Below are 24,697 nucleotides of genomic sequence, written 5' to 3'. Positions count from 1 at the left end.
TATGCAGGCAGTGAGTACGTCGGGTGGTAAATAGCCAGGTGAGGACGACGAGGACGTACACGGCAGAGTGGAAAACACGGGTACGCTCAAACCCCCAAACCCCAGAAACAACAAAGCCCCCACATTTCTGTGGAGGCTTCGTTTTGTATGGTGCCGGCACCAGGAGTCGAACCCGGGACCTACTGATTACAAGTCAGTTGCTCTACCAACTGAGCTATACCGGCGTGTTAGGGCGACGATTATAGCGATTGGAAAGGTTCTGTAAACCCCTGAATTCTGACTATTTTTCAGAACGTGGTTTTTCCGCTGCCCGTCGCAGGCTCCAGCGCTTTGGCAAGGGGTGATGCGTGCCGGTGCCGAGGCCTTGGGGGGCGTAGGGCTTGATACGCAGAAGGTATCAAACCGCCCCTTGATCAGTATTAAACAACGCCGTTGTTCATTGCTAAGTTGAGGTGGCACTCAATGAGGAAAAGCCAATGAATTTCGCAGGAAAAACCGCTGTTATCACCGGCGCAGGCCGTGGCTTGGGGTTTGTCTACGCACAAGCACTGGCCCAGCGCGGGGCCAATGTGGTGATCAGTGATATCGGCGCCGATAACCTCGGTTCGGGAAGCGACAACGCCATCGCCCTGGTCGCGGCACGCCGCCTTGAGGCCCAGGGGTTGAGCGCGGTTGCTCATCAGGGTGACTTGTCCAGCGAGCAAGCCTGTCGGCAATTGGTCGAGACGGCCATCGCGGCGTTTGGGCAGTTGGATATCCTGATTCATAACGCCGGCTGGGTGGGTTATCAATCCATTGAAGAGGCGGACGCGGCGTTTATCGGGCGTGCGCTGGGTATCAATGTCTATGCGCCCATCTGGCTATGCAACCATGCCTGGCAATACCTCAAGCTATCCACTGCCGCGCGGGTGGTGCTGACGTCGTCTGATCGGGCGATGTACCAGCAATATGCCCAGCCCGGGCTGGTGGCCTATGCGGCGGGCAAGATGGCGCAACTGGGCATCATGAATGCCCTGAGTATGGAAGGCGCGAAGGACGGGATCCTGGTCAATGCGGTGTCGCCGGTGGCCAAGACGCGCATGTGGGGCATCGAGGGGGAACCGGACAATCTCAAGCCGGAATGGGTGGCGCCGGGGGTGGTGTTCCTGGCGTCGGGGCAATGCCAGGACACGGGCTACATACTGCGTGCCAGTAATGGTCAATTTACCGCGACGCGGTTTGTCGAGAATCAGGGTGTGGAGTATCCCGTCGACCTGGCGCGAGTGAGTGCGTCCAGTGCCGAGCACGTTGCGCAGCAGTGGGAGCGCATAAAGCAGAGTCACTAGATTGACTTTCGACCGCTCGTCTAAATGAACATGATAAAAAACACCAAAATAATGACACCTCCACCGACCTGTCCCAGACTGCCTGAACAACATGTGCGCCCATGCTCTGCAAGCGGTGCCGGGACAAGGAGGGGCTGTGAGCCAGGCCGACGAAGGTTTTGCAACGCATGCTATCCGTCAGGATCACCCGATGACGGCGACATTGCAGTTCTTCGAAGACACCCCCATCGACGACGCGCCTTCCCCTGCGGAGCAACCCCAGCCAATCGACGCTTCAGCAAAACGCCCACGGGTGGTGGTGTTGGCCTCGGTCAATGGTGGGGTGGGCCGCAGCACGCTGGCGACGGCACTGGGCAGCGGCTTGCAGCGTCTCGGGCGGGCGGTGACGGTGCTGGAGCTGGATCCGCAAAACGCCTTGTACCTGCACTTTGACCTGCCCCAGGGCACCCCGGGCCTCGGTCGTGCCAGCCTGTGTAATCAACCTTGGGATCAGCTCGCCCAGCCCGGTTTCTGCGGCTGCCAGGTGGTGGTCTTCGGCGAGACCGATATGCAGCAGCAGGAAGACCTGCAGCGCTGGCTCAAGCAGGACCCGGAGTGGCTGGCGCAGCACTTGTCTCGCCTGGGTTTGAGTGAGCAACACACGGTCATCATCGACACCCCAGCCGGCAATAATGTTTACCTGCACCAGGCCTTACACGTCGCCGATACCGTGGTGGTGCTGGCCCTGGCAGACGCGGCGTCGCTGGGCACGCTGGAGCAGATGCAGCGATTGTTGGCGCCGTATCTTGCGCGCCCGTCGGCGCCACGTTGCCTGGTGTTGGTCAACCAGCTGGATGAAGGCAGTGCCTTCAGCCTGGATATGCTGGACCTGTTCAGGCAGCGTCTTGGGGAAGGTGGCGTGGAAGTGATCCATCGTGATCCGCAGATCAGCGAGGCGCTGGCCTTTGGCGAGGACCCCCTGGATAACGAGGCCGCGAGCCTGGCCTGTGACGATATCCATGGGCTGTGCCAGTTACTGGATGGCCCTCCAGGCGCGGCCTGAACCACGTCTTATACGGTTAGGTGCAAATGCTTATGCACAATTTGTTGGTCGCACAAGTGTTGAAACAGCCATTTTGTGAAGATGTTCTCATTACGCTGCAACTGCCTGTTTTGCGTGCGTTTTATTTTGTGAACAAATAATGACCAGTCAGCATTTGTGCCTGTGGCGCCCGTCTTTACGGCACTCGACAGAGTTTCATCAACAGACTTATCCACAGGGCATCCTGCCCTTTAATCGCGCTCGGCGAGCACCATCAGGTTGCGCGGGGTCAGCGCTGTTTCGCAGAAGCGGCCTACTTGAGCCTGGTAGCCGTTCTCTTGAAGAAACAGTGCCCGATCCAGGACCAGCCACATTTCCAGCGGGCGGCGAAACAGACCGCGCACCAACTCCAGGTTTCGTACCTGCGCCAGGCGCTGCCAGCCATGCTGCTCCAGCGCGGCCCAGTCCTGCTCGCCTGTGGATAACCCCTTGAGCGCCGCCAGGTGCTGGCAGTAGTCAGCAAAGGACCGATGCAGCCATTCGCTGGGCAACGAAGGCGTGGGCAGGTATTCATCGCACCCGCGCAGTTGCCGCTGCAACTGATCGAAACCCAGGCGCCGGGCCATGGAGGTGTCGCGTTGCAGGCGCACCCGCAAGCCTGCGGTGACGGTTTCGCTCAGGGGCAGGCCCAGGTCCTCCCGCGACAAGCGCAGCGCCGAGGCGCGGGCCGGGGCCGACAGCGCCTGGTACTGCTCGCTACTGATGCGGTTGTAACAGCAGGGCGCCACGGCCAGGTGCTTGCAGCCGGCGGCGCTGGCCAATTGCAGCAGGCGTACGTGCAGATCGCCACAGGCGTGCAGGGCGACGGGGGTGTGTTCGCCGCGCAGTTGTTGCACCGCGTCCTCGGCCATCACGTCTTGCGGGTGGTGGCGGGCGGGCATTTGATGATGGTCACTGAGGGCCTGGCCTGCGGCGATCAGCGCCGGGTCGTACTCCAGGCAGGTCAGGTGTTGCCCCGGTTGCAGCAGCCGCCGGCCGAGGTGGCCTTTACCGGCGCACCAGTCGAGCCAATGGGTGGGGCGCTCGGCAAACTGCAGAGCGCTGCCAAACGCTTCGATCTGCTGCCATTTGCGCCCCGGTACATCGACATTCAGGCGCGACGACGGCGCATGCAGCGCGCCCGCCGGTAACTGATCCACAGCACTGAGCTGGGCGGCCAACTGCGCCCATTGGGGAAACGGCGCCGGGGCCTGGAGTTCGGTGGGCAGGTTATGGCTGCTTTCGGCTTCTGCCAGGGAGCGCCGGCGCAGCCATTGGGCCAGCGCAGGATGCTGGGCTTCCCAAGGCAATTGCAGATGGGTGAAGGGCCGTGGTCGCCACAGCCCTTGATGTTCGGTGAGGAACGCATCCAGCGCGAGAAAACGGGCCAGCAGTCGCTCACCCGTCAACCCGCTGTCAGCGTCCCTGGCAGGCATCGACCCGCAACCAGCGTTCCAGCAGCTTGAAGCCGCGCACCAGCACATAGGCCATCAGCAGGTAGAACATCCCGGCGGCAAAGAAGATCTCCACCGGCAGGTAGGTGCGGGCAATGATGGTGCGGGCCATGCCGGTCAGTTCCAGCAAGGTCACGGTACTGGCCAGGGCGCTGGCCTTGAGCATCAGGATCACTTCGTTGCTGTAGGCCGGCAGGCCGATGCGCGCGGCGCGCGGCAGGATGATGTAGAACAGCGCCTTGGGCTTGGACATGCCCAGTGCCCGCGCCGCTTCGATTTCCCCAGGCGGGATGGCCTGGATCGCGCCGCGCAGGATCTCCGCGATGTAAGCGGCGGTGTGCAGGGTCATGGTGACGGTGGCGCACCAGAACGGGTCCCGCAGGTAGGGCCACAGGGCGCTTTCGCGCACGGCGTCGAACTGCGCCAGGCCGTAGTAGACCAAAAACAGCTGCACCAGCAACGGTGTGCCACGGAAGAAGAAGATGTAGCAGTAGGGCAGGGTGCGCACGTACCACAGGCGCGAAGAACGGGCGATGCCCAGGGGGATCGCCAGCAGCAGCCCGGCGATGACCGCGATGGCCACCAGTTCCAGGGTCAGGGTCGCACCCTGGGCCAGTCGTGGCAGCCACTTGATGATCACGGCCCAGTTCAGGCCCAGGTCGAAATGCGACAGCCAGCTGTAGTCGCCGTTCATTGCGTGCTCCTCGCAAAGCCGCGAGCGGCGCGTTTTTCCAGGAAGTACATGCCGACCATGGCCAGGACGGTGAGGCCCAGGTACATGAAGGCCGCGACCATGAAGAAGGTGAAAGGCTGCTTGGTAACGGTCACGCCGATTTGCGCGTGGCGCATGATTTCTTCCAGGCCGATCACCGAGACCAGCGCGGTGTCCTTCATCAAAATCATAAACAGGTTGCCCAGGCCCGGCAGGGCGATGCGCCACATCTGCGGCATGATCAACCGGGTGAAAATACGCAGCTTCGACAGGCCCAGGGCGATGCCCGCTTCACGATGGCCTTTGGGGATCGCCAGGATCGCGCCACGAAACACTTCGGTGGCGTAGGCGCCAAAGCACAGGCCCAGGGCAATCACGCCGGCAGCGAAGGCGCTGAGCGACAGGTCGGGGTTACCGAAGAACTCCCCGAGGGCACGCATCATATTGACCGTGCCGAAATAAATCAGCAGGACCCACAGCAGTTCGGGAATGCCCCGGACAATGGTCGAGTAAGCGCCGCCAAGCCATTGCAGGAACTTGTACGGGGAAGTCTTGGCCAAGGCGCCGGCCAGGCCGAGCACCAGCCCCAGGCATAACGCCGTGAGTGCCAGTTTGACGGTCATCAGCGCGCCGGCAGCGAGTGCGGGGCCGAATCCGTAGAGATCGAAATTCATGGTTTTTTCATATCGCGCAAGGCTTGCGAAAAGCCGGCGCGCTCAAGCGAGCGCGCCGGACTGGCCAATCAGGATCATTCGATGCTGAAAGGGAAGTACTTGTCGTTGATCTTCTTGTAGGTGCCGTCGGCCTTGATTTCCGCCAGGGCCTTGTTCAGGCGCTCGCGCAGTGGGTCGCCTTTGCGCACGGCGATGCCGATCTTGTCGCTTTCTACAACCGGATCGCCTTTGAACTCGTAGGCCGAACCGTCTTTGCTCTTGAGCCACTCGTATTGCACGTACTTGTCGGCGAGCATCCCGTCCAGGCGGCCGGACGTCAGGTCGAGGTAGGCGTTTTCTTGGGTGTCATAGAGCTTGGCGGTGGTGTCTGGCAGTTTGTCTTCCAGGTAGGTACCGGCCAATGTCGCGCGCTGGGCACCGATGATCTTGCCTTTGAGGTAGTCGGCGTCGGTCTTGAAGTCTTTGATGGATTTGGCCGCGATGAATTGCAGCTTGTTGGAGTAGTACGGGTCGGTGAAATCAACGGCCTGCTTGCGCTCGTCGGTGATCGACAGCGACGACACCAGGAAGTCGAACTTCTTGGCGTTCAGGGCAGGGATGATGCCGTCCCAGTCCGAGACATACACTTCGCACTTCTCGACTTTCATCTTGGCGCACAGGGCGTCGCCGATGTCTTTGTCGAAGCCGACAACGTTGCCGCTGGCGTCTTTATTGTTGAAGGGCGGGTAAGCCGCCTCGATCCCCATTTTCAAAGTCTCGGCCATGGCCGTGGCGCTGAACGCCATGGAAACGGCGGCGGCCAGGAGGAATTTTTTATAGTTCTGCATGCATGTTGCTCCGTTAGCGGTTGCTGGACATGAATTGTTTGCAGCGCGCCGAAAGCGGGTTGTCAAACACCTGCTGTGGCGATCCTTGCTCTTCGACCAGCCCCTGGTGGAGGAACACCACTTCGCTGGACACTTGGCGGGCAAAGCCCATTTCGTGGGTGACCAGCAGCATGGTGCGGCCTTCTTCGGCCAGCGCGCGGATCACATTAAGTACTTCCTGAACCATTTCCGGGTCAAGTGCCGAAGTGGGCTCATCGAACAGAATGACTTTAGGTTGCATCGCCAGGGTGCGGGCGATGGCCGCGCGTTGTTGCTGGCCGCCAGACAATTGCGCCGGGTAGGCGTGGCGTTTGTCGCCAATGCCCACCTTGGCCAGCAGCGCTTCGGCCACTTCGATGGCTTCGGCCTTGCTCTGGCCGAGCACGCGGCGTGGGGCCTCGATGATGTTGTCGAGGATGCTCATGTGCGGCCAGAGGTTGAAATTCTGGAAGACAAAACCGATTTCGCTGCGCAGGCGATTGATCTGCTTGCCGTCGGCGGCCACCAGCTCGCCGTTTTTCGCGGCCTTGAGCTTGAGCTCTTCGCCGGCCACCAGGATCTGGCCCTGGTGCGGGTTTTCCAGCAGGTTGATGCAGCGCAGGAATGTGGACTTGCCGGAACCGGACGAACCCAGGATCGAGATCACATCGCCGTCGCGAGCGGTCAGCGAGATGCCTTTAAGCACCTCCAGCTCACCATAGCGTTTATGCAAGTTGCGGATTTCAAGCGCGGGCGCGGCCAAAGCCATGTGCGGTCCTCATTGTGTTCATTGCGTTCCTGCTGTTGGGTCGCCTTCCTGGCGTGGCGCCAAGCTAGCATAGCGTTCGGATGACAGCCAACAGCGCCACGGGCGTTAAACAGGCAGTGTGTGACAGGTTGTCGCATCGGCACAGTAGCGTGTCGCGCCATCAACAACCGAACAGCCGTTTTAACCGATAAACCCGTGGCAGTCGCGTAAAAAAGGGCGCGATGGTGCCAGCTTTGGCCGGGTGTTGGAAGGGTTAAACGGGTAAACGGTGCCTATCAGCCCTTTAATTGGGCGTCACTGACTTTTTGTGTGTGTTTTTGGTGCACTCATTCGTTCTTGAAGTGAGTCGAGCGGTAACGCTGTGGCGGATTGCCAGTAATCTCAATGGCTTGCGAGCGCTGATGGATTGTCCTACAGGCCGCGTCAACCTTGGCTTTGTAACATTTTGGCGCAAATCTTGCGTAAAAAATAAAGAACGCCCCGTTTGTTTCTTTTCACGAAGACGCAGCAAACCGGGTGGACCGAATACGCAATTCCTCGCAAAGGTGTGTCAATGAGTAGTACGCAAAGCTCCAATGACCTCGAACAGGGGCTCAAACCGCGGCATGTCACCATGTTGTCGATTGCCGGTGTGATCGGCGCCGGTTTGTTTGTCGGCTCCGGCCACGCGATTGCGGCAGCCGGGCCTGCCGTGCTGCTGGCCTATGCCGCAGCCGGTACGTTGGTGGTGCTGGTGATGCGCATGCTGGCCGAGATGGCCGTTGCTTCGCCAGACACCGGTTCATTTTCCACCTACGCCGACCGGGCCATCGGCCATTGGGCCGGCTTTACCATCGGCTGGCTGTACTGGTGGTTCTGGGTGCTGGTGATTCCCCTGGAAGCCAACGCCGCCGCAACCATCCTGCATGCCTGGTTCCCCGATGTGGCGATCTGGGCCTTCACCCTGGTCATCACCCTGCTGCTGACCGCGACCAACCTGTTCAGCGTGAAGAACTACGGCGAGTTCGAGTTCTGGTTTGCCCTGATCAAAGTGGTGGCGATCATCGGTTTTGTGATCCTCGGCGTACTGGCGATCTTTGGCTTGCTGCCGGGCAGCCAGGTCAGCGGCGTCTCGCACCTGTTCGACACCCAAGGCTTTTTGCCCAACGGCATGGGCGCGGTGCTGGCGGCGATTCTGACCACCATGTTCTCGTTCATGGGCACCGAGATCGTGACCATCGCGGCCGCAGAGTCGAAGAACCCTGGCCAGCAGATCACCAAGGCCACCAACTCGGTGATCTGGCGGATCGGCTTGTTCTACCTGGTGTCGATCTTCATCGTCGTGGCCCTGGTGCCATGGAACGATCCGACCCTGGCAGCCGTTGGTTCCTACCAGACTGTGCTGGAACGCATGGGCATCCCGAATGCCAAGCTGATCGTCGACCTGGTGGTATTGGTCGCGGTAACCAGCTGCTTGAACTCGGCGCTGTACACCGCGTCGCGCATGCTGTTTTCCCTGGGCCGGCGTGGTGATGCGCCGGCAGTGGCCAAACGCACCAACAAGAGCGGCACGCCTTACTGGGCGGTGATGCTGTCTACCGGCGCGGCGTTCCTCGCGGTATTCGCCAACTACGTGGCCCCGGCGGCGGTGTTTGAATTCCTGCTGGCCAGCTCCGGCGCGATTGCGCTGCTGGTGTACCTGGTGATTGCCGTGTCGCAACTGCGCATGCGTCAGAAACGGACCGCGGCGGGCGAGAAGATTGCCTTCAAGATGTGGCTGTTTCCGGGCCTGACCTATGCGGTGATCGTGTTTATCGTCGGCGCGTTGACCATCATGCTGTTCCAGGAAGCGCACCGGGTGGAGATTATTGCGACCGGTGTGTTGAGCCTGCTGGTGGTATTGGCGGGGTTGCTGGTGGCAAGTCGGCGCCGGGCCCAGAAGTTGGGGGCTGCGGTGCTCAACTGACGAGTTGAAATGCTTGCTGCCTGGCACCACAAAGCACTGTGGGAGCCGGGCAGTTAAGCGCAGATCCCCTGTGGGAGCGGGCTTGCTCGCGAAAGCGGTGGGTCAGTCAACATCAATGTTGGCTGGGCCGACGTCTTCGCGGCGATGCGGCGATCCGACAAGCCCGCTCCCACATTTGATCTTCGCTGCTTTGAGCATTGCGTTCGCTTAACTGATCGGCATTAGGGCTTGCCCGGCTCCCACATTGGTTTTGTATCAATCCTGCGCGCTGGTCAGCGCCTGGGATGCCGCCACGTAGTCCGCCTGGAACTGTGGCGATTCAATCCAGGCCAACGCCGCCGCTTCATCATCGCTGTCGGTGGACCACTGCCGATACTCGATCAGCGCCGCCAGGATAAAGTCCGTGGCGTTTTCTTCGCCCTCCTGCTCTAGCACCAGCGCCAGCAACGGGTGCGCCAGGAATGCCGCACACAGCGCCTGCTGGCTGGTCTCGCCGGCCGCGCGCATTTCCACGAACAGTTCGGTCAAGTCCACCGACTCAAGGTCAATGCGGTCGTCGTCACCGGCAAACGCATCCGGCTTCGGCGCATTGGCGCGCTGGGTGCGGTTCTGCTTGGCCTTGGCTTTTGCCCGTTGGGCACGTTTTTGCTGCTTGTCTGGCGAAGCCATGGGCTCACGTCCTTGGTTCAGGATCTGGGTGGCGTATTGAAGCGCAGGTCTGGCGAAATCCCAAGGGTTTCTACAGCCGGGTGCCCGGTGTGTCGGGCGCCAGTTGGCCGTGCTGCAGCCACGCCAGTGCAATCGGCCACAACCGATCCTGATATTCACTGCGGAAAAACGCGAAATGCCCGACGACCTCTTCGCCAATATCCCCCGGCGCGATACGCAGGTGCGTGCGCTCGCTGGCCTGGAAGTAATTTAGCAGACGCTCAATGGCGGGCACGGTGCCAAACGGGTCGTCGCTGATGCTGATCGCCAGGATCTGTGCCTGCACCCGGGCAAAGGGCAACTCGTCCAAGGCCCGCCCGCTGGGGCGTGTCTCGTAGGTGGGGGTGGGTGTGCTCCAGTCGCGCACCACGCCGGCGGGCGTGTCTTCCAGCCAGCCCAGGCGCTTGCCCGGGAAATACCCGCACACGGCAGTCACCAGCGGCATCACCAGGTGCCACTTGGCAAACATCCGCCAGCGCCCGCTCGCTTGATAGTCACGCCAGTAGGCGAACTGCGCGCCCACCGTTACCAGGCGCCTGATCGCGGCGCCGGAGGCCCCGAGACCGGCCGCGCAGCCGCCAAAGCTGTGGCCGACTACATCAATGGGCTGCCCGGCAAACTCGCGTTGCGCCCGTCGCAGGATGGCCTCGAAATCCAGCCGGCCCCAGTCTGACCACGAGGCTTTGAACCCACGCAACGAGCCACTGCGCGACTCGCCGATGCCGCGATAGTCGTAGGTGATGACATCGAAACCCTTGGCAAACAGGTACTCGGCAAAGCGCGAATAGTGGCGGCAGCGCACTGAGGTGGCGGCGTTGATGATCACCACTGGGCGTTCGATATCGCTGCGGATATGGCGCCAGGTGAAGCCGCCAATGGGGTAGTGGTCGGCGGCGGGCTCGCGGAATGTCTCGGGGTGAGGGCGGCTGGGCAGGTTCATCACTGGCCTCGATCCATGCGCTTTCGATGGGGGTTGACGACCCGTGCGCAGTTTTTATTGGAGGCTGACACTAACAAAATCGCCAGCCAAAGGCGCGCAATACCTGCCAGCCAATCCCGTAAAAAAGGCGGTTGTGGCGAGCGGGCTTGCCCGCGTTGGGTCGCGCACTGGCCCCAAAAATGGGACAGCCCTGCAGCCCAGCGCGGGCAAGCCCGCTCGCCACAGGTGTGTACAGGTAAATGTTGCATTCGGTTCAGGCGTGATTCAGCCGTGCTGCCGGCAATATACGCCAGCATCTCCCCCGCCCTGGCAGGTTAAACCATGGAACACCGCAACCGTTTTCGTGTGGAGGCCCTGGGTGTTTTCCTGGTGGCCTTGTTGTTATTTACCCTGGGCATCTGGGATCAGTCGCCGCAAGGGTTTGACGGGCGTTGGGCGGTGTTTATGCAGGAGATGTTTCGCCACGGCGCAAGCCTCTTCCCCACCACCTACGGTGAGCCTTACCCGGATTATCCGGGCACGGCGACCTATTTCAGCCTGCTCTTTGCCCGGCTGTTCGGTGCGCCTAACGACCTGGCTAACGTGTTGCCCACCGCTCTGGCGTCGGCCGGGGTCGTGGCCCTGGTCTACCGCTTGCTGGTGCCCTGCGGCCGGACCTGGGCGTTGCTGACGGTAGTGCTGACGGCATTGACCGCGCAATGGCTGGAGAAGTCGCGCTCAGTCTGCCTGGATCAGATGGTCTCCCTGCTGTGCCTGGGCTGTTTCTACTTGCTGCACACCGGCGAGCGCCTGGGCTCGCGGCTGCGTCAATACGCAATCTTTCCCTTGTTCGTGGCGGCGTTTGCCATGCGTGGCCCTTTGGGCTTGATCGAGGTCTGTGGGGTTGCTTGCGTGTACTGGGCGCTGGGGCCTGCCCGCACGCGGGAAGAGAAGATTGGCTTGCTGAAAAAGGTGCTTGCCCACGGCGTGATCGGCCTGGTCCTGCTCCTTGCCTGTTGGTGGGGGTTGCTGAAGCTGGCGCGGATCAGCGGGGGTGATGCTTTTGCCGACGAGGTGATGAAGATGCAGGTGGCCGGTCGCCTGGATGAAAGCGGCGAGCCGTTCTACTTCTACTTCAAGCTGAGCCTGTATCGCTATTTCCCGGTGATCCCGCTGGCGCTGGCGACGTTGATTGCCCTGCGCCACACCTGGTCGGCGCGCAATGATGATGCCGATGTGCGGCTGATGCTGCGCCTGGGCGGCTGTGGCCTGATGATCCTGCTGGGGTTGTCGGTGCCGAACTTCAAGCGTGCCTACTACATCCTGCCGATGGTCCCGATGTTTGCCGCGGTGGCGGCTTATGGGCTGCTTCAGGCCCGGGGTTGGTTGCTTGGGGTGCGTCGGGGTTATGCGTGGCTGGTGGCGATCCTGCCGCTGCTGGGGGTTGTCGTGGTCTTGGTCTGCCGGCAGTTGTGGAGCAAACACGATTACTGGCCTGATGTTTCAGTGCCGGGGTTGATTGCGCTGCTGATCGCCCTGCAGTTGGCGGCGGTGGTGGCCTGGCGTCGCTGGCGCAGCCGTGTGGGGGCGCGACTGGTGGTGCTCAGCCTGATCGCGCTGGCCACCCAATGGCTGGTGCTGGTGACGGTCGTGGAGCCGGCCAAGGATCTGCAATTCGACACCAAAAACTTTGTGGGTGCGGTGGAAACCCTGCGGGCCGAGCACCCCGGGCCGCTGGTGTTTCTCAATCTTGGCAAGGACACCTGGGCCATTCGCTACATCATGAACCTGGATCATGACGAGCAGCCGCTGTTTATCGGGCGCGATGACCTTGCGCGCCTGAACGCACTGCCGCGCTCGTCCTGGGTGATTGTCGCGCGCAAGGAAACCGAACTGCTGCAGGGCACGCCGCTGCAGCATCTGGTACCGGCTTTCAATGGGCGGCTTAATGACAACCCGTTGCTGGTGTTCCGGGTGCCATGATCAGCCGCAGCCGTGGATTTACAACTCAATCAAAAGTTGTAGGCCAGCGTACCGACGAGCGTACGACGGTTGCCGATAAAGCAGTCGCCTCGCGCCAGGCATGTGGTGTAGTAGGTCTTGTCTTCAAGGTTGGTCGCGTTGAGCGTCAGGTTCCAGTTCTGGTAGCGGTACCCGAGCATCGCATCCACCAGGGTAGAAGACGGCGTTTTCAGGCGGTCGGCGCCATCCCAGCTGGTTCCCACATAGCGAATACCGGCACCGACACTGAACCCGGAAATGTCGCCGATGCTGAACCGATGTTGGCTCCATACCGAGGCCATGTTCTCTGGAACGCTGGACAGGCGTTTGCCTTGCTCGGCGGGCGCGCCCTTGATGACGGTGGTGTCGGTGTAGCTGTAGGTGCCAATCAGGTCCCAGTCGGGCGTGACCGTCACCAGCGCTTCGAGCTCCAGGCCACGGGCGCGGGTTTCACCACTTTGCAGGGTGTTCATCGCATCCAGGGGGTCGGGCATGCGGCGGTTCTGCTCGCGAATGTCATACACCGCTGCGGTGTAGAGACTGTTGCTGCCAACCGGCTGATATTTCACCCCCAGCTCCCACTGTTTGCCCTTGAGCGGTACGTAGGGCTCCAGCGTTCGCCGGTTGAGGCCGATTTGGGGCTGGAATGATTCGCTGTAGCTCAAGTAGGGCGCTATGCCGTTGTCGAACAGGTAGGTCAGGCCTGCGCGGCCGGTCACCTTGTCGTCCTTTTGCCGGGCGCTGCCTTGGGTTTGGCTGGCGGCCCAATCCTTGCGCAGGCCGAGGGTCAGCAGCCACTGTTCGTATTTGATCTGGTCCTGGGCATACAGCCCTTGTTGCATGACCCGTTGTTCCGGGTCTGCGGTGAGGCGAATGACCGAGGGATCAAAGGTGCCATACACCGGTTCGTACACGTTCAGTGGTGTTGCGTTACCGCTGGCACCTTCCCGGTTGGAGACCGCATGCTGGTAGTCGCCCCCCAGCAGCAGCGTGTGCTGTAGCGGGCCGGTGTCAAATCGGGCCTCGGCGTTTTGGTCGGCAACCCAGACTTTGACCTCTGGCTTGGAGACGTAATAGACACGGTCGAGGGTCTGGTTATCGGCGTTAAACGGTGGGTTTCTTGCGAATTTCGCATAAATCGACTGGTAGCTGACTTTGCTTTTCTGCCAGCGCAGGTTCTGGCGCAGCGTCCATGTGTCGTTCAGGTGCCACGAGAATTGCGACGTCAGGGCTGTCTGGTCACTGTCGTATTCGTCGAACCCTGGCTCGCTGGCGAACCGGTTGCTGTGGATTCGGCCATATGGCGCATTCCAGACGGTACCTTTGTGTGGGAAGAACTGCGTGGTGGAGCCGCTGTCATCGCGCTGGATGTTGGCCATGACGGTCCAGTCGATATCTTCGTTGGGGCGCCAGGTCAGCGATGGCATCAGCACCTGGCGGTTGTCTTTGACATGATCAACCTGGGTGTCGCTGTCGCGCTGGATCGCCACCAGCCGGTACAGCAGCGTGCCTTGCGGGTTCAGAGCGCCGGTGGTGTCGACGGCGACCTGCTTGCGGTTGTAATTGCCGTATTGCAGTTGCAGTTCGGTGTGCTGTTCGGCTTTGGGGCGTTTGCTGACCTGGTTGATCAGGCCGCCCACCGGGCTTTGCCCATACAGCATCGACGCAGGACCCTTGAGCACTTCAAGGCGTTCCAGGGTGAAGGGGTCGGTGCGCACGTTGGTGTAAGTGCCGAAGCTCTGCTGTAAACCATCAAGGAACAGGGCCGGCGAGCTGCCTCGCACTTTCGACCAGTCTCCGCGGCTATCGAGCCCGAAGGTCTCGGCCCGCACCCCGGAAACGTAACGCAGTGCGTCTTGCACGGTCAGCGCGCCCTGATCGCGCATGCGGTCGGCGCTGATGACGGAAATCGATTGGGGGATCTCGGTGATGGGGGTGTCGGTCTTGGCCCCTGTTGTACTGCGCTTGGCTACGTAGCCTTTGACCGGGCCGTCGGCCGTTTCTTCTGAGGCAGTTGCCGTAATACTTTGGCTGGGCAGTTCGAGCTGGCCTGTTTTCTCGGCCGCGTCTGCGACCGGGACAAGCATCGAAGCGAATCCGAAGGGGGCAAGGCCAAACGCCTTCAACCATGAACCTGACTCGCGTGCAGAGGGCATCGCAGCTCCTTGATTATTGTTAGTGGGGCAGGGGGGATTTTGCGCGCCAGCTTAAATGATAATAATTGCTATTAGCAACCATGGGCTTCAGTCGAGCCTGGCTTTTTGGCGGGGGTGTTTGATGCGGGCGACCGAGTGGGGTCGCCCTGAGCGGTGAGGGGCAATCAAGGCTGGCAGTCAGGCAGGACTGCGAAGTGACATTCGTCCTGAACTACCTGGAAGGGGGCGACGAACTATTTGCAGCGATACCCCTCGGGCATCGTGACGGTGTAGTTGCGCTGCACGCGATCCTGGAAGTTCAGGTTCTGCAGGCCCTGCTGCACCAGGAAGGCTTCGACCTTGGCGGCCTGGCAGTCCTCGTTGTAGGACGTTACCCGCAGCAGGTACACCGCGCGTTTGCTCGCTTCATCCCGGGCCGTGGCGGTGAAGGTGGTGAGGGTGGTGTAGCCGGTGCGCTCCGAGCTGCCTACCGGGCCATAGGTGGTGTTCGGCGTGCTGGTGCAGATCATCTGATCGCTTTTTTTCTTGCTGTTCTTGCACACGGTGGAGGTGCTGGTGGGCACCTGCCCATACTCGGTGGCGGTATAGCGGTAGGTCACCTGGTGACTGTCGATGTCGAGGGTGATCGTGATTTTCGGCGTGCGGTTCTTGGGCAGGGACACGTCGGTATACACCTCGCGAAACCCCTGGTCCTTCATGGCGCTGACCATATCGCGCAGGTAGTAGCGGGCATTGAGCGCGTTCTCGGCATTGCCGCCGACCGACGTCACCAGCACCGTCGCTTGTCGGTCAAAGTGATAATCCGGGTCAGGGGTTGCGTTGATCGCGACGTCCATCGTAGTAGCGCATCCGCTGAGCAGCGCTGTCAGCATTAACAGCGTGCATAACAAGTACCGGGTCATGAAATAACTACCTTGCTGAAGATTGGATTAAGGCTAGACGGTTGAGCAGGGAAATAAATAACACATCAGGTGCCAGCAAGGCTTGGCGTTAACCTGAAAGTAACCAGAGGGGCGCTGGCGATACTAAATCGCAGGCAACAAAAAACCCGCACTAGGCGGGTTTCTTGGGTGTTTCAGATGATTTTTGCACCACCTGAAACTAATAAGTGGTGCCCAGAGACGGAATCGAACCGCCGACACGGGGATTTTCAATCCCCTGCTCTACCGACTGAGCTATCTGGGCAACGGGGCGCATTAAACGGGTTTTTCAGGGGGTCGTCAAGCAAGTTTTCAAAAAATATTTAATTATTACCGTCGCTTACGTGCCAACCCCGGTTTTTGCTCAATTATTGAGCAGGCGGCACGTAGCCGTCGGCCTTGGCGTAATCCTCGCCGGAAAAGTACTTGTCCATCTCGCCCTGCAGATATTTGCGGTCTTCGGCGTTCATCATGTTCAGGCGTTTTTCGTTGATCAGCAGGGTCTGGTGCTTCTGCCAGTCGGCCCAGGCCTTGGCGGAGACGTGGTCGAAAATGTCCTGGCCCTTGGCGCCCGGGAATGGGGCACGCTCCAGGGCTGGCAGTTCTTCGTGATACTTGCGGCAGATGATGGTGCGGGTCATGACGAAACTCCTGCGTTCAATACGTCGGCCGCGCGCTTCAGCAGTTTTTTCACCGGGGCGGCAAGGCCCAGGCGCGGCGGGGTGGCGAGGTTATACCAGAGCCAGTCGGCCTCGGCCACGTGATGGGCCGATTCCTCGACCTGCACCAGCCAGGGTTCGATAGCCAGCTGGAAGTGGCTGAAGGTGTGGACCAGCCCAGGTAGCGCCTGATGCTTGCCCAGCGCCAGTGAGTGCTGGTTGGCCAGGTGTTCCAGGTCGTTCAGGTCGTCCAGCTCCGGCAAGCTCCACAGCCCGCCCCACAGGCCCGTAGAGGGGCGACGGTAAAGCAGGATCGCGCCCTCCTGGTTGGCCAGCATTGGCATCAGCGTGCGCTTTTGCGGGATGGTCTTGCGCGGCTTGGGGATCGGGTAGCGGGTTTCCAGGCCCAGCATGTGCGCCTCGCAGCCCTTTTCCAGGGGGCACAGCAGGCAACTGGGCTTGCTGCGGGTGCAGAGGGTGGCGCCCATGTCCATCATGGCCTGGGTGTAGGCATTGACGCGGTCGTGGGGGGTAAAGCGCTCGGCAGTGGCCCACAGCTGCTTGGCCACCTTGGGCTCGCCCGGATAGCCCTCCTGGGCAGTAAAACGTGCCAGCACGCGCTTGACGTTACCGTCGAGGATCGGTGCGCGCAGGCCCATGCTCAGGCTGGCGATGGCACCGGCGGTGGACAGGCCGATGCCCGGCAGTTCGGTGAGTTTCTCTACATCGCGGGGAAACTCGCCGCCGTATTCGGCCACCACGATCTTGGCAGTCTTCTGCAGGTTGCGCGCCCGGGTGTAGTAGCCCAGCCCGGTCCACAGGTGCAGTACTTCATCTTCCGGCGCGGCCGCCAGGGCCTCGACCGTTGGCAGCGAAGCCATGAAGCGGTCGAAGTAATTGAGCACGGTGCTGACCTGGGTCTGTTGCAGCATGATTTCCGAGACCCACACCCGATACGGGGTGATGCCCTGTTGCCAGGGCAAGTCATGGCGACCGTGGCGGTCGTACCAGTCGAGCACGGCCGCTGAAAATTGCTCGTTTCTCATCGGTTGAACAAACCTTTGAGGGCGTCTTTGAGCTTGGGGTTGACCTTGTCGAGCTTCTCTTCAAGTTTCTCGCTGAGCTTGTTGCCCGCCATCTTGGCGGCCACCTGGCCCAGGCCGTCCTTGTCCAGGCGGCAGGCTTTGGCGCCCAGTTCCAGCGGGCCACGGCAGCGCAGCGGCACTTCGATACCCTGGAAGTTCGAGCCGACCTGGCAGGCCGGGTCCGGCATGTCGCGCTTGTCGCCCTCGACGATGATGCCTACGCGGTAGTCCATGCCCAGTACACGCAGGTCCACGTCGCCATTGCCGTTGACGGTCAGGCCGGGGATGCGCACTTTCAGGTCCGGGTTGCTCGCCACGCCGTTACGGAAAGTCAGGTTGCCCTTGAGTTCCTGGAACGGTGTGTCCTTGCTGCGCGGTGTGGTGGTCAAGGTCTTGCGGTTGAGCAGGGCAATACCCGTGCACAGCTGTTGCTCAAGGTTGGCATTGAGCAGCACACCATTGTTGATGACGAAGCTGGCGGTGCCGTTGAGGCTGTCGATCAGCGCTTTCTGGCTGTTGCCACGCCCGTTCAGGTTGCTGTCGAGGGTGATCTGGCCCTTGACCGGCGGGGTTTGCCCCTGGGCTTGCAGGATGCGCTCGACCGGTACTTGCTTGATTTTGGTCTGCAACGCCAGCACCGGCACATCTTCCCGTGCATCGAGGCTGCCGTTGGCCTGGAACGTGCCGTTATAGAGGCCACCGCTCAAGGTGTCGAGCTTGAACTGGCCACCCTGGCCGGAGGCCTTGAGGGCTGCATTCTCGATGGGCAACTGGCTCAGGGTCAGTTGGCCGAAGGACAGGTCGGCAATCACGTCCAGGCTGCGCAGGCGGGCCAGGGGCAGCAGTTTGTCGGTGCTCCAGGCGCCTTTGGTCGGCGCGTCCGGCAACGGTGTGGTGCCACCGGCGGCCATGGCCCCGGCTTCGCTGCTTTGCACTTCGGCCTGGCGTGCGACGGCGGCGCTGTTGGCGGCTTCGGACTTGGCGGGCAGGTAATGGTCGGCATTGAACGTGTCGCCCTTGAGCTGCGCGCGCAGGGATTGCTTGGCAAAGTCCTCCACCGCCAGGCGCCCGGTAAAGGTGCTGCCGTCGACTTTCAAGTTGAGGTCTTCCAGGGCCATGCTCGACGGCGTGCCTTGCAGGCGGCTGACCAGCTCGACTTTGCTCAGGCTCCCTGGGGCCATGGCCGGCAGGGGCTGGCCGACGCTGTCGAGGAACTTGGCCAGGTCAAACTGGGCAATCGACAGGGCGCCGCTGATCTGTGGGGTTTTATCCAGGTCGTTGACCTTTACTTCGCCCAGTGCCCGCAGTTGGTTGAGCGACAGCTTGAGGCTGGTCCACTCGGCAATGTTCGCCGACAGGTCCACCAGCAACTGGCCCTGGGTGGCAAAGGTCACGGTCTTGCCTTGCAGCGGCTCGCCGGTGGCTTCGCCTGCGACTTTCATGTCTTCGAACTGATAGCGCTTGAGGGCGCGATCAAAACGCAGCTCGCCGCTGAGTTCGCTCTTGACCCGCATCACTGGCTGGTTGCTGCCGAAGAAGGCAGTGAGTTTGACCGGGATGCTCGCGCCTTCATGCACGGCACCGGTGCTCAACTGAATGCTCTCGGCGCTGAATTGCTTGCCGGTCTGCTCGTCGTTGTACTCGATGCGGGCGTTGTTGACCGTCAGGCTGTCGATATCCAGGCGGATCGGCTGAGCCGGTTTGTCCGGCGCTGGCGCCGTGGTTGGCGCAGTCGTCACGGGTGCCTCGGCGGTGCCGGTGGCTGCAACGGGCGGTGCCTTACCGATATCTTCCCAGTTGCCGTGGCCTTGCTTGTCGCGGTTGAGGCGCAGGTTCAGGCCCTCGACGCGCACATCGCTCATCTGCACTTCACGACGCAGCAGCGGCAGCACCCGTACCGACAGGCCGAGCATCTGCAGGTCGGCAAACGGCTGGGCAGGATTGCTCAGGGTGGCCACGCTGGCTTCATGCAGTTCCAGGCCCAGCCAGGGGAACAGGCTCCAGCCGATATCGCCATTGAGCGTCAGCTCGATGTGGGCCTTGTCGCGGGCAATCTGGCGAATCTCGTCTTTGTAGTCGTTGGGATCGAAGAGGTGGGTCAGGGCAAAGCCCAGAGCCACAATGATCAGCAACAGCCCGAGAAGTACCAGACCCAGGATTTTGCCGAACGCTTTCATGGGCGAGTCCTTGTATGTCGATTTCAAAATTTAGCCGCAGAGTATAACGCCGCTGGACCTGCGGCTGTTTACGCATCGTTACATAGTGTCAAACAAAACAGATGAGCCGAAAAAGGTAGTGTCAGTTTGGTTTTTCTCGCGGCGCCAAATGCTAATCTTTGCGCGTTCGCCCGCCTTCTGCGACGAAACGTCGCGCTTACAGGGAGCTTCACTCGACAAAACGGCCACGCATTGCGTGCAAAGGCCGAGGAGGAGAGCGCCTGGCGAACACAGACCAACAACTGGGGGAAACACCAATGAACACTAGCACTGCGGCCGGCATTCCTGCTGCGCAGCCTGCGTTCCTGTCCAAGGAACGCATCATCGCCAAGCCAGGGTTTAACCGCTGGCTGGTTCCGCCGGCCGCCCTGGCTATCCACTTGTGCATCGGCATGGCCTACGGCTTTTCGGTGTTCTGGCTGCCACTGTCCAAGGCGCTGGGCGTCACCGCACCGGTCGCGTGCGCGCCGGACATGAGCTTTATCGCGCAGATCTTCTCGTCGTCCTGCGACTGGCCGATCTCCATGCTGGGCTGGATCTACACCCTGTTCTTCATCTTCCTGGGCTGCTCGGCAGCGATCTGGGGCGGCTGGCTGGAACACGCCGGGCCGCGCAAGGCCGGTGTGGTCTCGGCGCTGTGCTGGTGTGGTGGCCTGCTGATCTCGGCGCTGGGGATCTATACCCACCAGATCTGGCTGATGTGGCTCGGCTCCGGGGTCATCGGCGGTATCGGCCTGGGCCTGGGCTATATCTCGCCGGTCTCGACCCTGATCAAGTGGTTCCCGGACAAGCGCGGCATGGCCACCGGCATGGCGATCATGGGCTTTGGTGGTGGTGCGATGGTCGGCGCCCCCCTGGCAGCGGCACTGATGGGCCACTTCGCTTCGCCGACTGGCGTGGGCGTATGGCAGAGCTTCTTGGTGATGGCCGCGATCTACTTCGTGTTCATGATCGGCGGCGCCTTGTCCTACCGCGTCCCGCCGACCGGCTGGAAGCCTGAGGGCTGGACCGCGCCGGCGAAAAAAGCCAGCAACGCGATGATTACCCATCGCCACGTGCACGTGAACGTGGCCTGGAAAACCCCGCAATTTCGCCTGGTGTGGCTGGTGCTGTGCCTGAACGTATCGGCCGGTATCGGCATTCTCGGCATGGCGTCGCCGCTGTTGCAGGAAGTGTTTGGTGGCAAGTTGCTGGGTGTGGATGTGCCATTTGGCCAACTGGATGCCGGGCAACTGGCCTCCATCGCAGCCATCGCTGCCGGTTTCACCGGGTTGTTGAGCCTGTTCAACATTGGTGGGCGGTTCTTCTGGGCGTCGTTCTCTGACTACCTGGGCCGTAAAAACACCTACTTCGTGTTCTTCGCCCTGGGCTTTGCCCTGTATGCGCTGATCCCGAACCTCGGCCACTTGGGCAACGTCTCGCTGTTCGTGGCGGCGTTCTGCATCATCCTGTCGATGTACGGCGGCGGCTTCGCGACCGTGCCGGCCTACCTGGCGGACCTGTTCGGTACGCAAATGGTCGGTGCGATCCACGGTCGCCTGCTGACTGCCTGGGCGGCGGCCGGCGTGCTGGGCCCGGTGCTGGTCAACTACCTGCGTGAGTATCAGCTGAGCATTGGCGTGGAGCGTGCTGCGGCTTATGACATCACCTTGTACATCCTCGCCGGCCTGTTGGTGCTGGGCTTTATCTGCAACCTGCTGGTGCGTCCGGTGGCCGACAAGTACTTCATGACCGACGCCGAACTGGCCGCCGAACAGGCGCTGGGCCATGACAAGGGTGCTGATGCCAGCACTTCCCTGGAGTGGAAAGCCGCTTCCGGCACCGTGCCATTGGCAATTGCTGCGTGGCTGGTGGTGGGTATTCCGCTGGCGTGGGGCGTGTGGGTGACCTTGCAGAAGACTGCAGTGCTGTTCCACTAACACCGCATAACCCGTGTGGGCCCGGTTCCTGTGGGAGCCGGGCTTGCCCGCGATAGAACCCGCTTGGTGTATCTGTAGTGCGCAGGCGTCTGCATCGCAGGCAAGCCAGCTCCCACACACGCCAGCTCCCGCACTTGTACTGACATGTCTATGCCCGACAGGCCGTCAGTCTTATCCCCTTCGATGTTTCTGTTTAGCGCCCGCAGCCCCTATAATGGCCACCTTTTTCGCCCAATGATTTTGCGGAGCTGGTGATGGCCGAACGTAAGGCGTCCGTCGAGCGCGACACTCTGGAAACCCAGATCAAAGCCTCGATCAACCTGGATGGCACCGGAAAGGCCCGATTTGATATCGGTGTTCCTTTTCTTGAGCACATGCTGGATCAAATCGCCCGTCATGGGCTGATCGACCTGGATATCGTCAGCAAGGGTGACCTGCATATCGACGACCACCACACCGTGGAGGATGTCGGTATCACCCTCGGCCAGGCGTTTGCCAAGGCCATCGGCGACAAAAAGGGCATCCGCCGTTACGGCCATGCCTATGTCCCGCTGGACGAGGCGCTGTCGCGTGTGGTCATCGACTTCTCGGGCCGCCCAGGCCTGCAGATGCACGTGCCTTACACCCGCGCCACGGTGGGTGGCTTTGACGTGGACCTGTTCCAGGAATTCTTCCAGGGCTTCGTCAACCACGCTCTGGTCAGCCTGCACATCGACAACCTGCGTGGCACCAACACCCACCACCAGATCGAAACCGTGTTCAAGGCTTTCGGCCGCGCCCTGCGCATGGCCGTGGAGCTTGATGACCGCATGGCCGGGCAAATGCCGTCGACCAAGGGCGTTCTGTAATGCAGACGGTCGCGGTTATCGACTACGGCATGGGTAACCTGCATTCGGTGGCCAAGGCCCTCGAGCACGTCGGTGCCGGCAAGGTGCTGATCACCAGCGATGCGCAGGTGATCCGCGAAGCCGACCGTGTGGTGTTCCCCGGTGTGGGCGCGATTCGCGACTGCATGGCCGAAATCCGCCGCCTGGGCTTTGACAGCCTGGTGCGCGAAGTCAGCCAGGACCGGCCGTTCCTCGGGATCTGCGTGGGCATGCAAGCCTTGCTCGACCGCAGTGAAGAGAACGGCGGCGTCGACTGCATCGGTCTGTTCCCAGGCGCGGTGAAGTTTTTCGGCAAGGATCTGCACGAAGACGGCGAGCATCTGAAGGTCCCGCACATGGGCTGGAACGAAGTGCGCCGCACCGTCGACCACCCGCTGTGGCATGACATCCCGGACATGGCGCGTTTCTACTTCGTCCACAGCTACTACATCGCCGCCGGTAACCCGCGCCAGGTGGTGGGTGGCGGGCACTACGGCGTCGATTTTGCCGCAGCGCTGGCCGAAGGTTCGCGCTTTGCCGTGCAGTTCCACCCGGAGAAAAGCCATACCCATGGCCTGCAACTGTTGCAGAACTTCGCCAGTTGGGACGGGCGCTGGTAATGGCCAAGAAGATCAAGCCACCGATCCTCAATCTCACTCCCCAGCAGGAGAGTGAGGCGACCGACAAGATCAAGCGTTTCATGGAAGATCGCTTCGAGCTCCGTCTCGGGTCGTTCGAGGTGGCTGAGATCCTCGAGCTGTTCACCACTGAAATTGCTCCGCACTATTACAACAGGGCGATTTTCGATGTGCAGACGCACCTTAAAGAAAGGTTCGAAAGCATCGAAAGCGACTTGTGGGCGCTCGAAAAAACCTGATTTTCCGAGCAATGCTGAATATCGAATAAGGTTTGCCAGATGCTGATTATTCCCGCTATCGATCTCAAGGACGGCGCTTGTGTACGTCTGCGCCAGGGCCGCATGGAAGATTCCACGGTGTTTTCCGATGACCCGGTGAGCATGGCTGCCAAGTGGGTGGAGGGTGGCTGCCGTCGCCTGCATCTGGTGGACTTGAACGGCGCCTTTGAAGGCCAACCGGTCAATGGCGAAGTAGTGACGGCCATCGCCAAGCGCTACCCGAACCTGCCGATCCAGATCGGTGGCGGTATCCGCTCCCTGGAAACCATCGAGCACTACGTCAAGGCAGGCGTGAGCTACGTGATCATCGGCACCAAGGCGGTGAAAGACCCGGCCTTCGTCGCCGAAGCCTGCCGCGCGTTTCCGGGCAAGGTCATCGTGGGCCTGGACGCCAAGGATGGTTTCGTCGCTACAGACGGCTGGGCGCAAATCAGCACCGTGCAGGTGATCGACCTGGCCAAGCAGTTCGAGGCCGACGGTGTGTCCGCCATCGTTTATACCGACATCGCCAAAGACGGCATGATGCAGGGCTGCAACGTACCGTTTACCGCTGCGCTGGCCGCCGCCACCAAAATCCCGGTGATCGCTTCCGGCGGTATCCACAACCTGGGCGATATCAAGTCGCTGCTGGACGCCAAGGCGCCGGGGATCATCGGCGCCATCACCGGCCGGGCGATCTACGAAGGCACCCTGGACGTCGCCGAAGCCCAGGCTTACTGCGATGCCTACAAAGGCTGAGGACTGACCATGGCGCTGGCCAAACGCATCATCCCTTGCCTGGACGTCGACAACGGTCGGGTGGTCAAGGGCGTCAAGTTCGAGAACATCCGTGACGCCGGCGACCCGGTGGAAATCGCCCGTCGCTACGATGAGCAGGGTGCCGACGAGATTACCTTTCTCGACATCACCGCCAGCGTTGACGGCCGCGATACCACGCTGCATACCGTCGAGCGCATGGCCAGCCAGGTGTTTATCCCGCTGACCGTGGGCGGTGGCGTACGCACCGTGCAGGATATTCGTAACCTGCTTAACGCGGGTGCGGACAAGGTCTCGATCAACACGGCCGCGGTGTTCAACCCGGAGTTTGTCGGCGAAGCGGCGCAGCACTTCGGTTCGCAATGCATCGTCGTCGCCATCGACGCCAAGAAAGTCTCCGGCCCGGGTGAAACCCCGCGCTGGGAGATCTTCACCCACGGCGGGCGCAAGCCGACCGGCCTGGATGCGGTGGAGTGGGCGATGAAGATGGAAGGCCTGGGCGCCGGTGAAATCCTGCTGACCAGCATGGATCAGGACGGCATGAAAAACGGCTTTGACCTGGGCGTGACCCGCGCCATCAGTGACGCACTGGGCATTCCAGTGATTGCGTCCGGTGGTGTGGGCAACCTGCAACACCTGGCCGACGGCGTTATCGAAGGCCACGCCAGCGCGGTGCTGGCGGCGAGTATTTTCCACTTTGGCGAATACACCGTGCCTGAGGCAAAGGCCTACATGGCAGCACGCGGAATCGTCGTCCGCTAAACGTCACTGGACACCATGGCAGGCTCGCGG

Annotated in this window: 22 protein-coding genes and 2 tRNA genes; 10 read left to right on the top strand and 14 right to left on the bottom strand. The window is 61.3% G+C overall.

The genetic code is table 11. The features are described from left to right. Window positions 1–148 precede the first annotated feature (148 nt). Window positions 149–224: transfer RNA gene (locus HBR93_RS05735), tRNA-Thr, on the bottom strand. 252 nt (window positions 225–476) lie between these two features. Between HBR93_RS05735 and HBR93_RS05730 the strand changes: the two genes are divergently transcribed. Further along, window positions 477–1,325 carry an SDR family oxidoreductase gene (locus HBR93_RS05730; protein WP_169959954.1) on the top strand — a complete coding sequence of 283 codons (849 nt, stop codon included), beginning with the start codon at window positions 477–479 and terminating at the stop codon, window positions 1,323–1,325. A 190-nt stretch (window positions 1,326–1,515) separates the two neighbouring features. Next, window positions 1,516–2,367: a cellulose biosynthesis protein BcsQ gene (gene bcsQ / locus HBR93_RS05725; protein ID WP_169959953.1), complete on the top strand. Its 852-nt coding sequence runs from the start codon at window positions 1,516–1,518 to the stop codon at window positions 2,365–2,367. Window positions 2,368–2,597: 230 nt separating this feature from the next. Here the strand turns inward: bcsQ and HBR93_RS05720 are convergent, their stop codons facing one another. The 5 genes from HBR93_RS05720 to HBR93_RS05700 all read right to left on the bottom strand — a co-directional run bounded on the left by HBR93_RS05720 (window position 2,598) and on the right by HBR93_RS05700 (window position 6,839). Next, a complete protein-coding gene (locus tag HBR93_RS05720; protein WP_169959952.1) occupies window positions 2,598–3,821 on the bottom strand; it encodes a methyltransferase in 1,224 nt (407 codons plus the stop codon). Further along, the gene (locus HBR93_RS05715) at window positions 3,802–4,491 is read right to left on the bottom strand and encodes an ABC transporter permease (protein ID WP_029295855.1); all 690 of its coding nucleotides are present in this window, start codon (window positions 4,489–4,491) and stop codon (window positions 3,802–3,804) included. Before HBR93_RS05715 ends, HBR93_RS05720 begins: the two co-directional genes overlap by 20 nt. Window positions 4,492–4,529: 38 nt before the next feature. After that, complete coding sequence (locus HBR93_RS05710) at window positions 4,530–5,225, bottom strand: ABC transporter permease (protein WP_057437111.1); 696 nt, start codon at window positions 5,223–5,225, stop codon at window positions 4,530–4,532. 74 nt (window positions 5,226–5,299) lie between these two features. After that, a complete protein-coding gene (locus tag HBR93_RS05705; protein ID WP_057437113.1) occupies window positions 5,300–6,052 on the bottom strand; it encodes an ABC transporter substrate-binding protein in 753 nt (250 codons plus the stop codon). 13 nt (window positions 6,053–6,065) lie between these two features. Next, window positions 6,066–6,839, bottom strand: coding sequence for an ABC transporter ATP-binding protein (locus HBR93_RS05700; protein WP_128593020.1), 774 nt, complete (start codon window positions 6,837–6,839; stop codon window positions 6,066–6,068). A gap of 553 nt (window positions 6,840–7,392) precedes the next feature. Here HBR93_RS05700 and gabP point away from each other — a divergent pair. Continuing rightward, window positions 7,393–8,784: a GABA permease gene (gabP, locus tag HBR93_RS05695; RefSeq protein ID WP_057437117.1), complete on the top strand. Its 1,392-nt coding sequence runs from the start codon at window positions 7,393–7,395 to the stop codon at window positions 8,782–8,784. Between the two features lie 255 nt (window positions 8,785–9,039). On the opposite strand, the gene HBR93_RS05690 is transcribed toward gabP, so the two are convergent. Together HBR93_RS05690 and HBR93_RS05685 are read right to left on the bottom strand one after the other, a co-directional pair. Continuing rightward, window positions 9,040–9,453: a hypothetical protein gene (locus tag HBR93_RS05690; RefSeq protein ID WP_057437118.1), complete on the bottom strand. Its 414-nt coding sequence runs from the start codon at window positions 9,451–9,453 to the stop codon at window positions 9,040–9,042. A 70-nt stretch (window positions 9,454–9,523) separates the two neighbouring features. Further along, window positions 9,524–10,432, bottom strand: coding sequence for an alpha/beta fold hydrolase (locus HBR93_RS05685; RefSeq protein ID WP_057958029.1), 909 nt, complete (start codon window positions 10,430–10,432; stop codon window positions 9,524–9,526). 321 nt (window positions 10,433–10,753) lie between these two features. Between HBR93_RS05685 and HBR93_RS05680 the strand changes: the two genes are divergently transcribed. After that, window positions 10,754–12,394: a glycosyltransferase family 39 protein gene (locus HBR93_RS05680; protein WP_169959951.1), complete on the top strand. Its 1,641-nt coding sequence runs from the start codon at window positions 10,754–10,756 to the stop codon at window positions 12,392–12,394. A gap of 29 nt (window positions 12,395–12,423) precedes the next feature. Here the strand turns inward: HBR93_RS05680 and HBR93_RS05675 are convergent, their stop codons facing one another. The 6 genes from HBR93_RS05675 to HBR93_RS05650 all read right to left on the bottom strand — a co-directional run bounded on the left by HBR93_RS05675 (window position 12,424) and on the right by HBR93_RS05650 (window position 19,409). Beyond that, complete coding sequence (locus HBR93_RS05675; protein WP_057437686.1) at window positions 12,424–14,499, bottom strand: TonB-dependent siderophore receptor; 2,076 nt, start codon at window positions 14,497–14,499, stop codon at window positions 12,424–12,426. 302 nt (window positions 14,500–14,801) lie between these two features. Beyond that, window positions 14,802–15,470, bottom strand: coding sequence for a hypothetical protein (locus tag HBR93_RS05670; protein ID WP_057437122.1), 669 nt, complete (start codon window positions 15,468–15,470; stop codon window positions 14,802–14,804). Between the two features lie 207 nt (window positions 15,471–15,677). Further along, window positions 15,678–15,753 (bottom strand) — tRNA-Phe (locus tag HBR93_RS05665). Window positions 15,754–15,856: 103 nt separating this feature from the next. Then, window positions 15,857–16,129 carry an oxidative damage protection protein gene (locus HBR93_RS05660; RefSeq protein WP_038445278.1) on the bottom strand — a complete coding sequence of 91 codons (273 nt, stop codon included), beginning with the start codon at window positions 16,127–16,129 and terminating at the stop codon, window positions 15,857–15,859. Continuing rightward, window positions 16,126–17,193 (bottom strand): A/G-specific adenine glycosylase, encoded by a 1,068-nt coding sequence (mutY, locus tag HBR93_RS05655; protein ID WP_057958032.1) that lies wholly within the window; start codon window positions 17,191–17,193, stop codon window positions 16,126–16,128. The genes HBR93_RS05660 and mutY overlap by 4 nt, the downstream gene beginning before the upstream one ends. Beyond that, window positions 17,190–19,409, bottom strand: coding sequence for an AsmA family protein (locus HBR93_RS05650; RefSeq protein WP_169959950.1), 2,220 nt, complete (start codon window positions 19,407–19,409; stop codon window positions 17,190–17,192). Before HBR93_RS05650 ends, mutY begins: the two co-directional genes overlap by 4 nt. A gap of 296 nt (window positions 19,410–19,705) precedes the next feature. On the opposite strand from HBR93_RS05650, the gene HBR93_RS05645 reads away from it, so the two are divergent. From HBR93_RS05645 to hisF, 6 genes are all read left to right on the top strand, one after another. Continuing rightward, window positions 19,706–21,367, top strand: coding sequence for an OFA family MFS transporter (locus HBR93_RS05645; protein ID WP_057958034.1), 1,662 nt, complete (start codon window positions 19,706–19,708; stop codon window positions 21,365–21,367). A 254-nt stretch (window positions 21,368–21,621) separates the two neighbouring features. Then, the gene (gene hisB / locus HBR93_RS05640) at window positions 21,622–22,215 is read left to right on the top strand and encodes an imidazoleglycerol-phosphate dehydratase HisB (RefSeq protein ID WP_003218037.1); all 594 of its coding nucleotides are present in this window, start codon (window positions 21,622–21,624) and stop codon (window positions 22,213–22,215) included. Next, a complete protein-coding gene (gene hisH, locus HBR93_RS05635; protein ID WP_057437127.1) occupies window positions 22,215–22,853 on the top strand; it encodes an imidazole glycerol phosphate synthase subunit HisH in 639 nt (212 codons plus the stop codon). Before hisB ends, hisH begins: the two co-directional genes overlap by 1 nt. Further along, window positions 22,853–23,110: a DUF2164 domain-containing protein gene (locus tag HBR93_RS05630; RefSeq protein WP_169959949.1), complete on the top strand. Its 258-nt coding sequence runs from the start codon at window positions 22,853–22,855 to the stop codon at window positions 23,108–23,110. Before hisH ends, HBR93_RS05630 begins: the two co-directional genes overlap by 1 nt. 39 nt (window positions 23,111–23,149) lie before the next feature. Further along, the gene (gene hisA / locus HBR93_RS05625) at window positions 23,150–23,887 is read left to right on the top strand and encodes a 1-(5-phosphoribosyl)-5-[(5-phosphoribosylamino)methylideneamino]imidazole-4-carboxamide isomerase (protein WP_038445290.1); all 738 of its coding nucleotides are present in this window, start codon (window positions 23,150–23,152) and stop codon (window positions 23,885–23,887) included. Between the two features lie 9 nt (window positions 23,888–23,896). Further along, window positions 23,897–24,667: an imidazole glycerol phosphate synthase subunit HisF gene (hisF, locus tag HBR93_RS05620; protein ID WP_003171107.1), complete on the top strand. Its 771-nt coding sequence runs from the start codon at window positions 23,897–23,899 to the stop codon at window positions 24,665–24,667. Window positions 24,668–24,697: the final 30 nt, after the last annotated feature.

Source organism: Pseudomonas sp. WS 5411 (genome assembly GCF_012985595.1).
GTDB classification, from domain to species: domain Bacteria; phylum Pseudomonadota; class Gammaproteobacteria; order Pseudomonadales; family Pseudomonadaceae; genus Aquipseudomonas; species Aquipseudomonas shahriarae.
This window is presented reverse-complemented; position numbering and strand designations above follow the sequence as displayed.

What these genes read in the sequence shown, in the direction of transcription:
- HBR93_RS05730 (WP_169959954.1), top strand. Translation starts at nt 477, where the DNA reads ATGAATTTCGCAGGAAAAACCGCTGTTATCACCGGCGCAGGCCGTGGC.
- bcsQ (WP_169959953.1), top strand. Translation starts at nt 1,516, where the DNA reads ATGACGGCGACATTGCAGTTCTTCGAAGACACCCCCATCGACGACGCG.
- HBR93_RS05720 (WP_169959952.1), bottom strand. Translation starts at nt 3,821, where the DNA reads ATGCCTGCCAGGGACGCTGACAGCGGGTTGACGGGTGAGCGACTGCTG.
- HBR93_RS05710 (WP_057437111.1), bottom strand. Translation starts at nt 5,225, where the DNA reads ATGAATTTCGATCTCTACGGATTCGGCCCCGCACTCGCTGCCGGCGCG.
- HBR93_RS05705 (WP_057437113.1), bottom strand. Translation starts at nt 6,052, where the DNA reads ATGCAGAACTATAAAAAATTCCTCCTGGCCGCCGCCGTTTCCATGGCG.
- HBR93_RS05700 (WP_128593020.1), bottom strand. Translation starts at nt 6,839, where the DNA reads ATGGCTTTGGCCGCGCCCGCGCTTGAAATCCGCAACTTGCATAAACGC.
- gabP (WP_057437117.1), top strand. Translation starts at nt 7,393, where the DNA reads ATGAGTAGTACGCAAAGCTCCAATGACCTCGAACAGGGGCTCAAACCG.
- HBR93_RS05690 (WP_057437118.1), bottom strand. Translation starts at nt 9,453, where the DNA reads ATGGCTTCGCCAGACAAGCAGCAAAAACGTGCCCAACGGGCAAAAGCC.
- HBR93_RS05685 (WP_057958029.1), bottom strand. Translation starts at nt 10,432, where the DNA reads ATGAACCTGCCCAGCCGCCCTCACCCCGAGACATTCCGCGAGCCCGCC.
- HBR93_RS05680 (WP_169959951.1), top strand. Translation starts at nt 10,754, where the DNA reads ATGGAACACCGCAACCGTTTTCGTGTGGAGGCCCTGGGTGTTTTCCTG.
- HBR93_RS05675 (WP_057437686.1), bottom strand. Translation starts at nt 14,499, where the DNA reads ATGCTTGTCCCGGTCGCAGACGCGGCCGAGAAAACAGGCCAGCTCGAA.
- HBR93_RS05670 (WP_057437122.1), bottom strand. Translation starts at nt 15,470, where the DNA reads ATGACCCGGTACTTGTTATGCACGCTGTTAATGCTGACAGCGCTGCTC.
- HBR93_RS05660 (WP_038445278.1), bottom strand. Translation starts at nt 16,129, where the DNA reads ATGACCCGCACCATCATCTGCCGCAAGTATCACGAAGAACTGCCAGCC.
- mutY (WP_057958032.1), bottom strand. Translation starts at nt 17,193, where the DNA reads ATGAGAAACGAGCAATTTTCAGCGGCCGTGCTCGACTGGTACGACCGC.
- HBR93_RS05650 (WP_169959950.1), bottom strand. Translation starts at nt 19,409, where the DNA reads ATGAAAGCGTTCGGCAAAATCCTGGGTCTGGTACTTCTCGGGCTGTTG.
- HBR93_RS05645 (WP_057958034.1), top strand. Translation starts at nt 19,706, where the DNA reads ATGAACACTAGCACTGCGGCCGGCATTCCTGCTGCGCAGCCTGCGTTC.
- hisB (WP_003218037.1), top strand. Translation starts at nt 21,622, where the DNA reads ATGGCCGAACGTAAGGCGTCCGTCGAGCGCGACACTCTGGAAACCCAG.
- hisH (WP_057437127.1), top strand. Translation starts at nt 22,215, where the DNA reads ATGCAGACGGTCGCGGTTATCGACTACGGCATGGGTAACCTGCATTCG.
- HBR93_RS05630 (WP_169959949.1), top strand. Translation starts at nt 22,853, where the DNA reads ATGGCCAAGAAGATCAAGCCACCGATCCTCAATCTCACTCCCCAGCAG.
- hisA (WP_038445290.1), top strand. Translation starts at nt 23,150, where the DNA reads ATGCTGATTATTCCCGCTATCGATCTCAAGGACGGCGCTTGTGTACGT.
- hisF (WP_003171107.1), top strand. Translation starts at nt 23,897, where the DNA reads ATGGCGCTGGCCAAACGCATCATCCCTTGCCTGGACGTCGACAACGGT.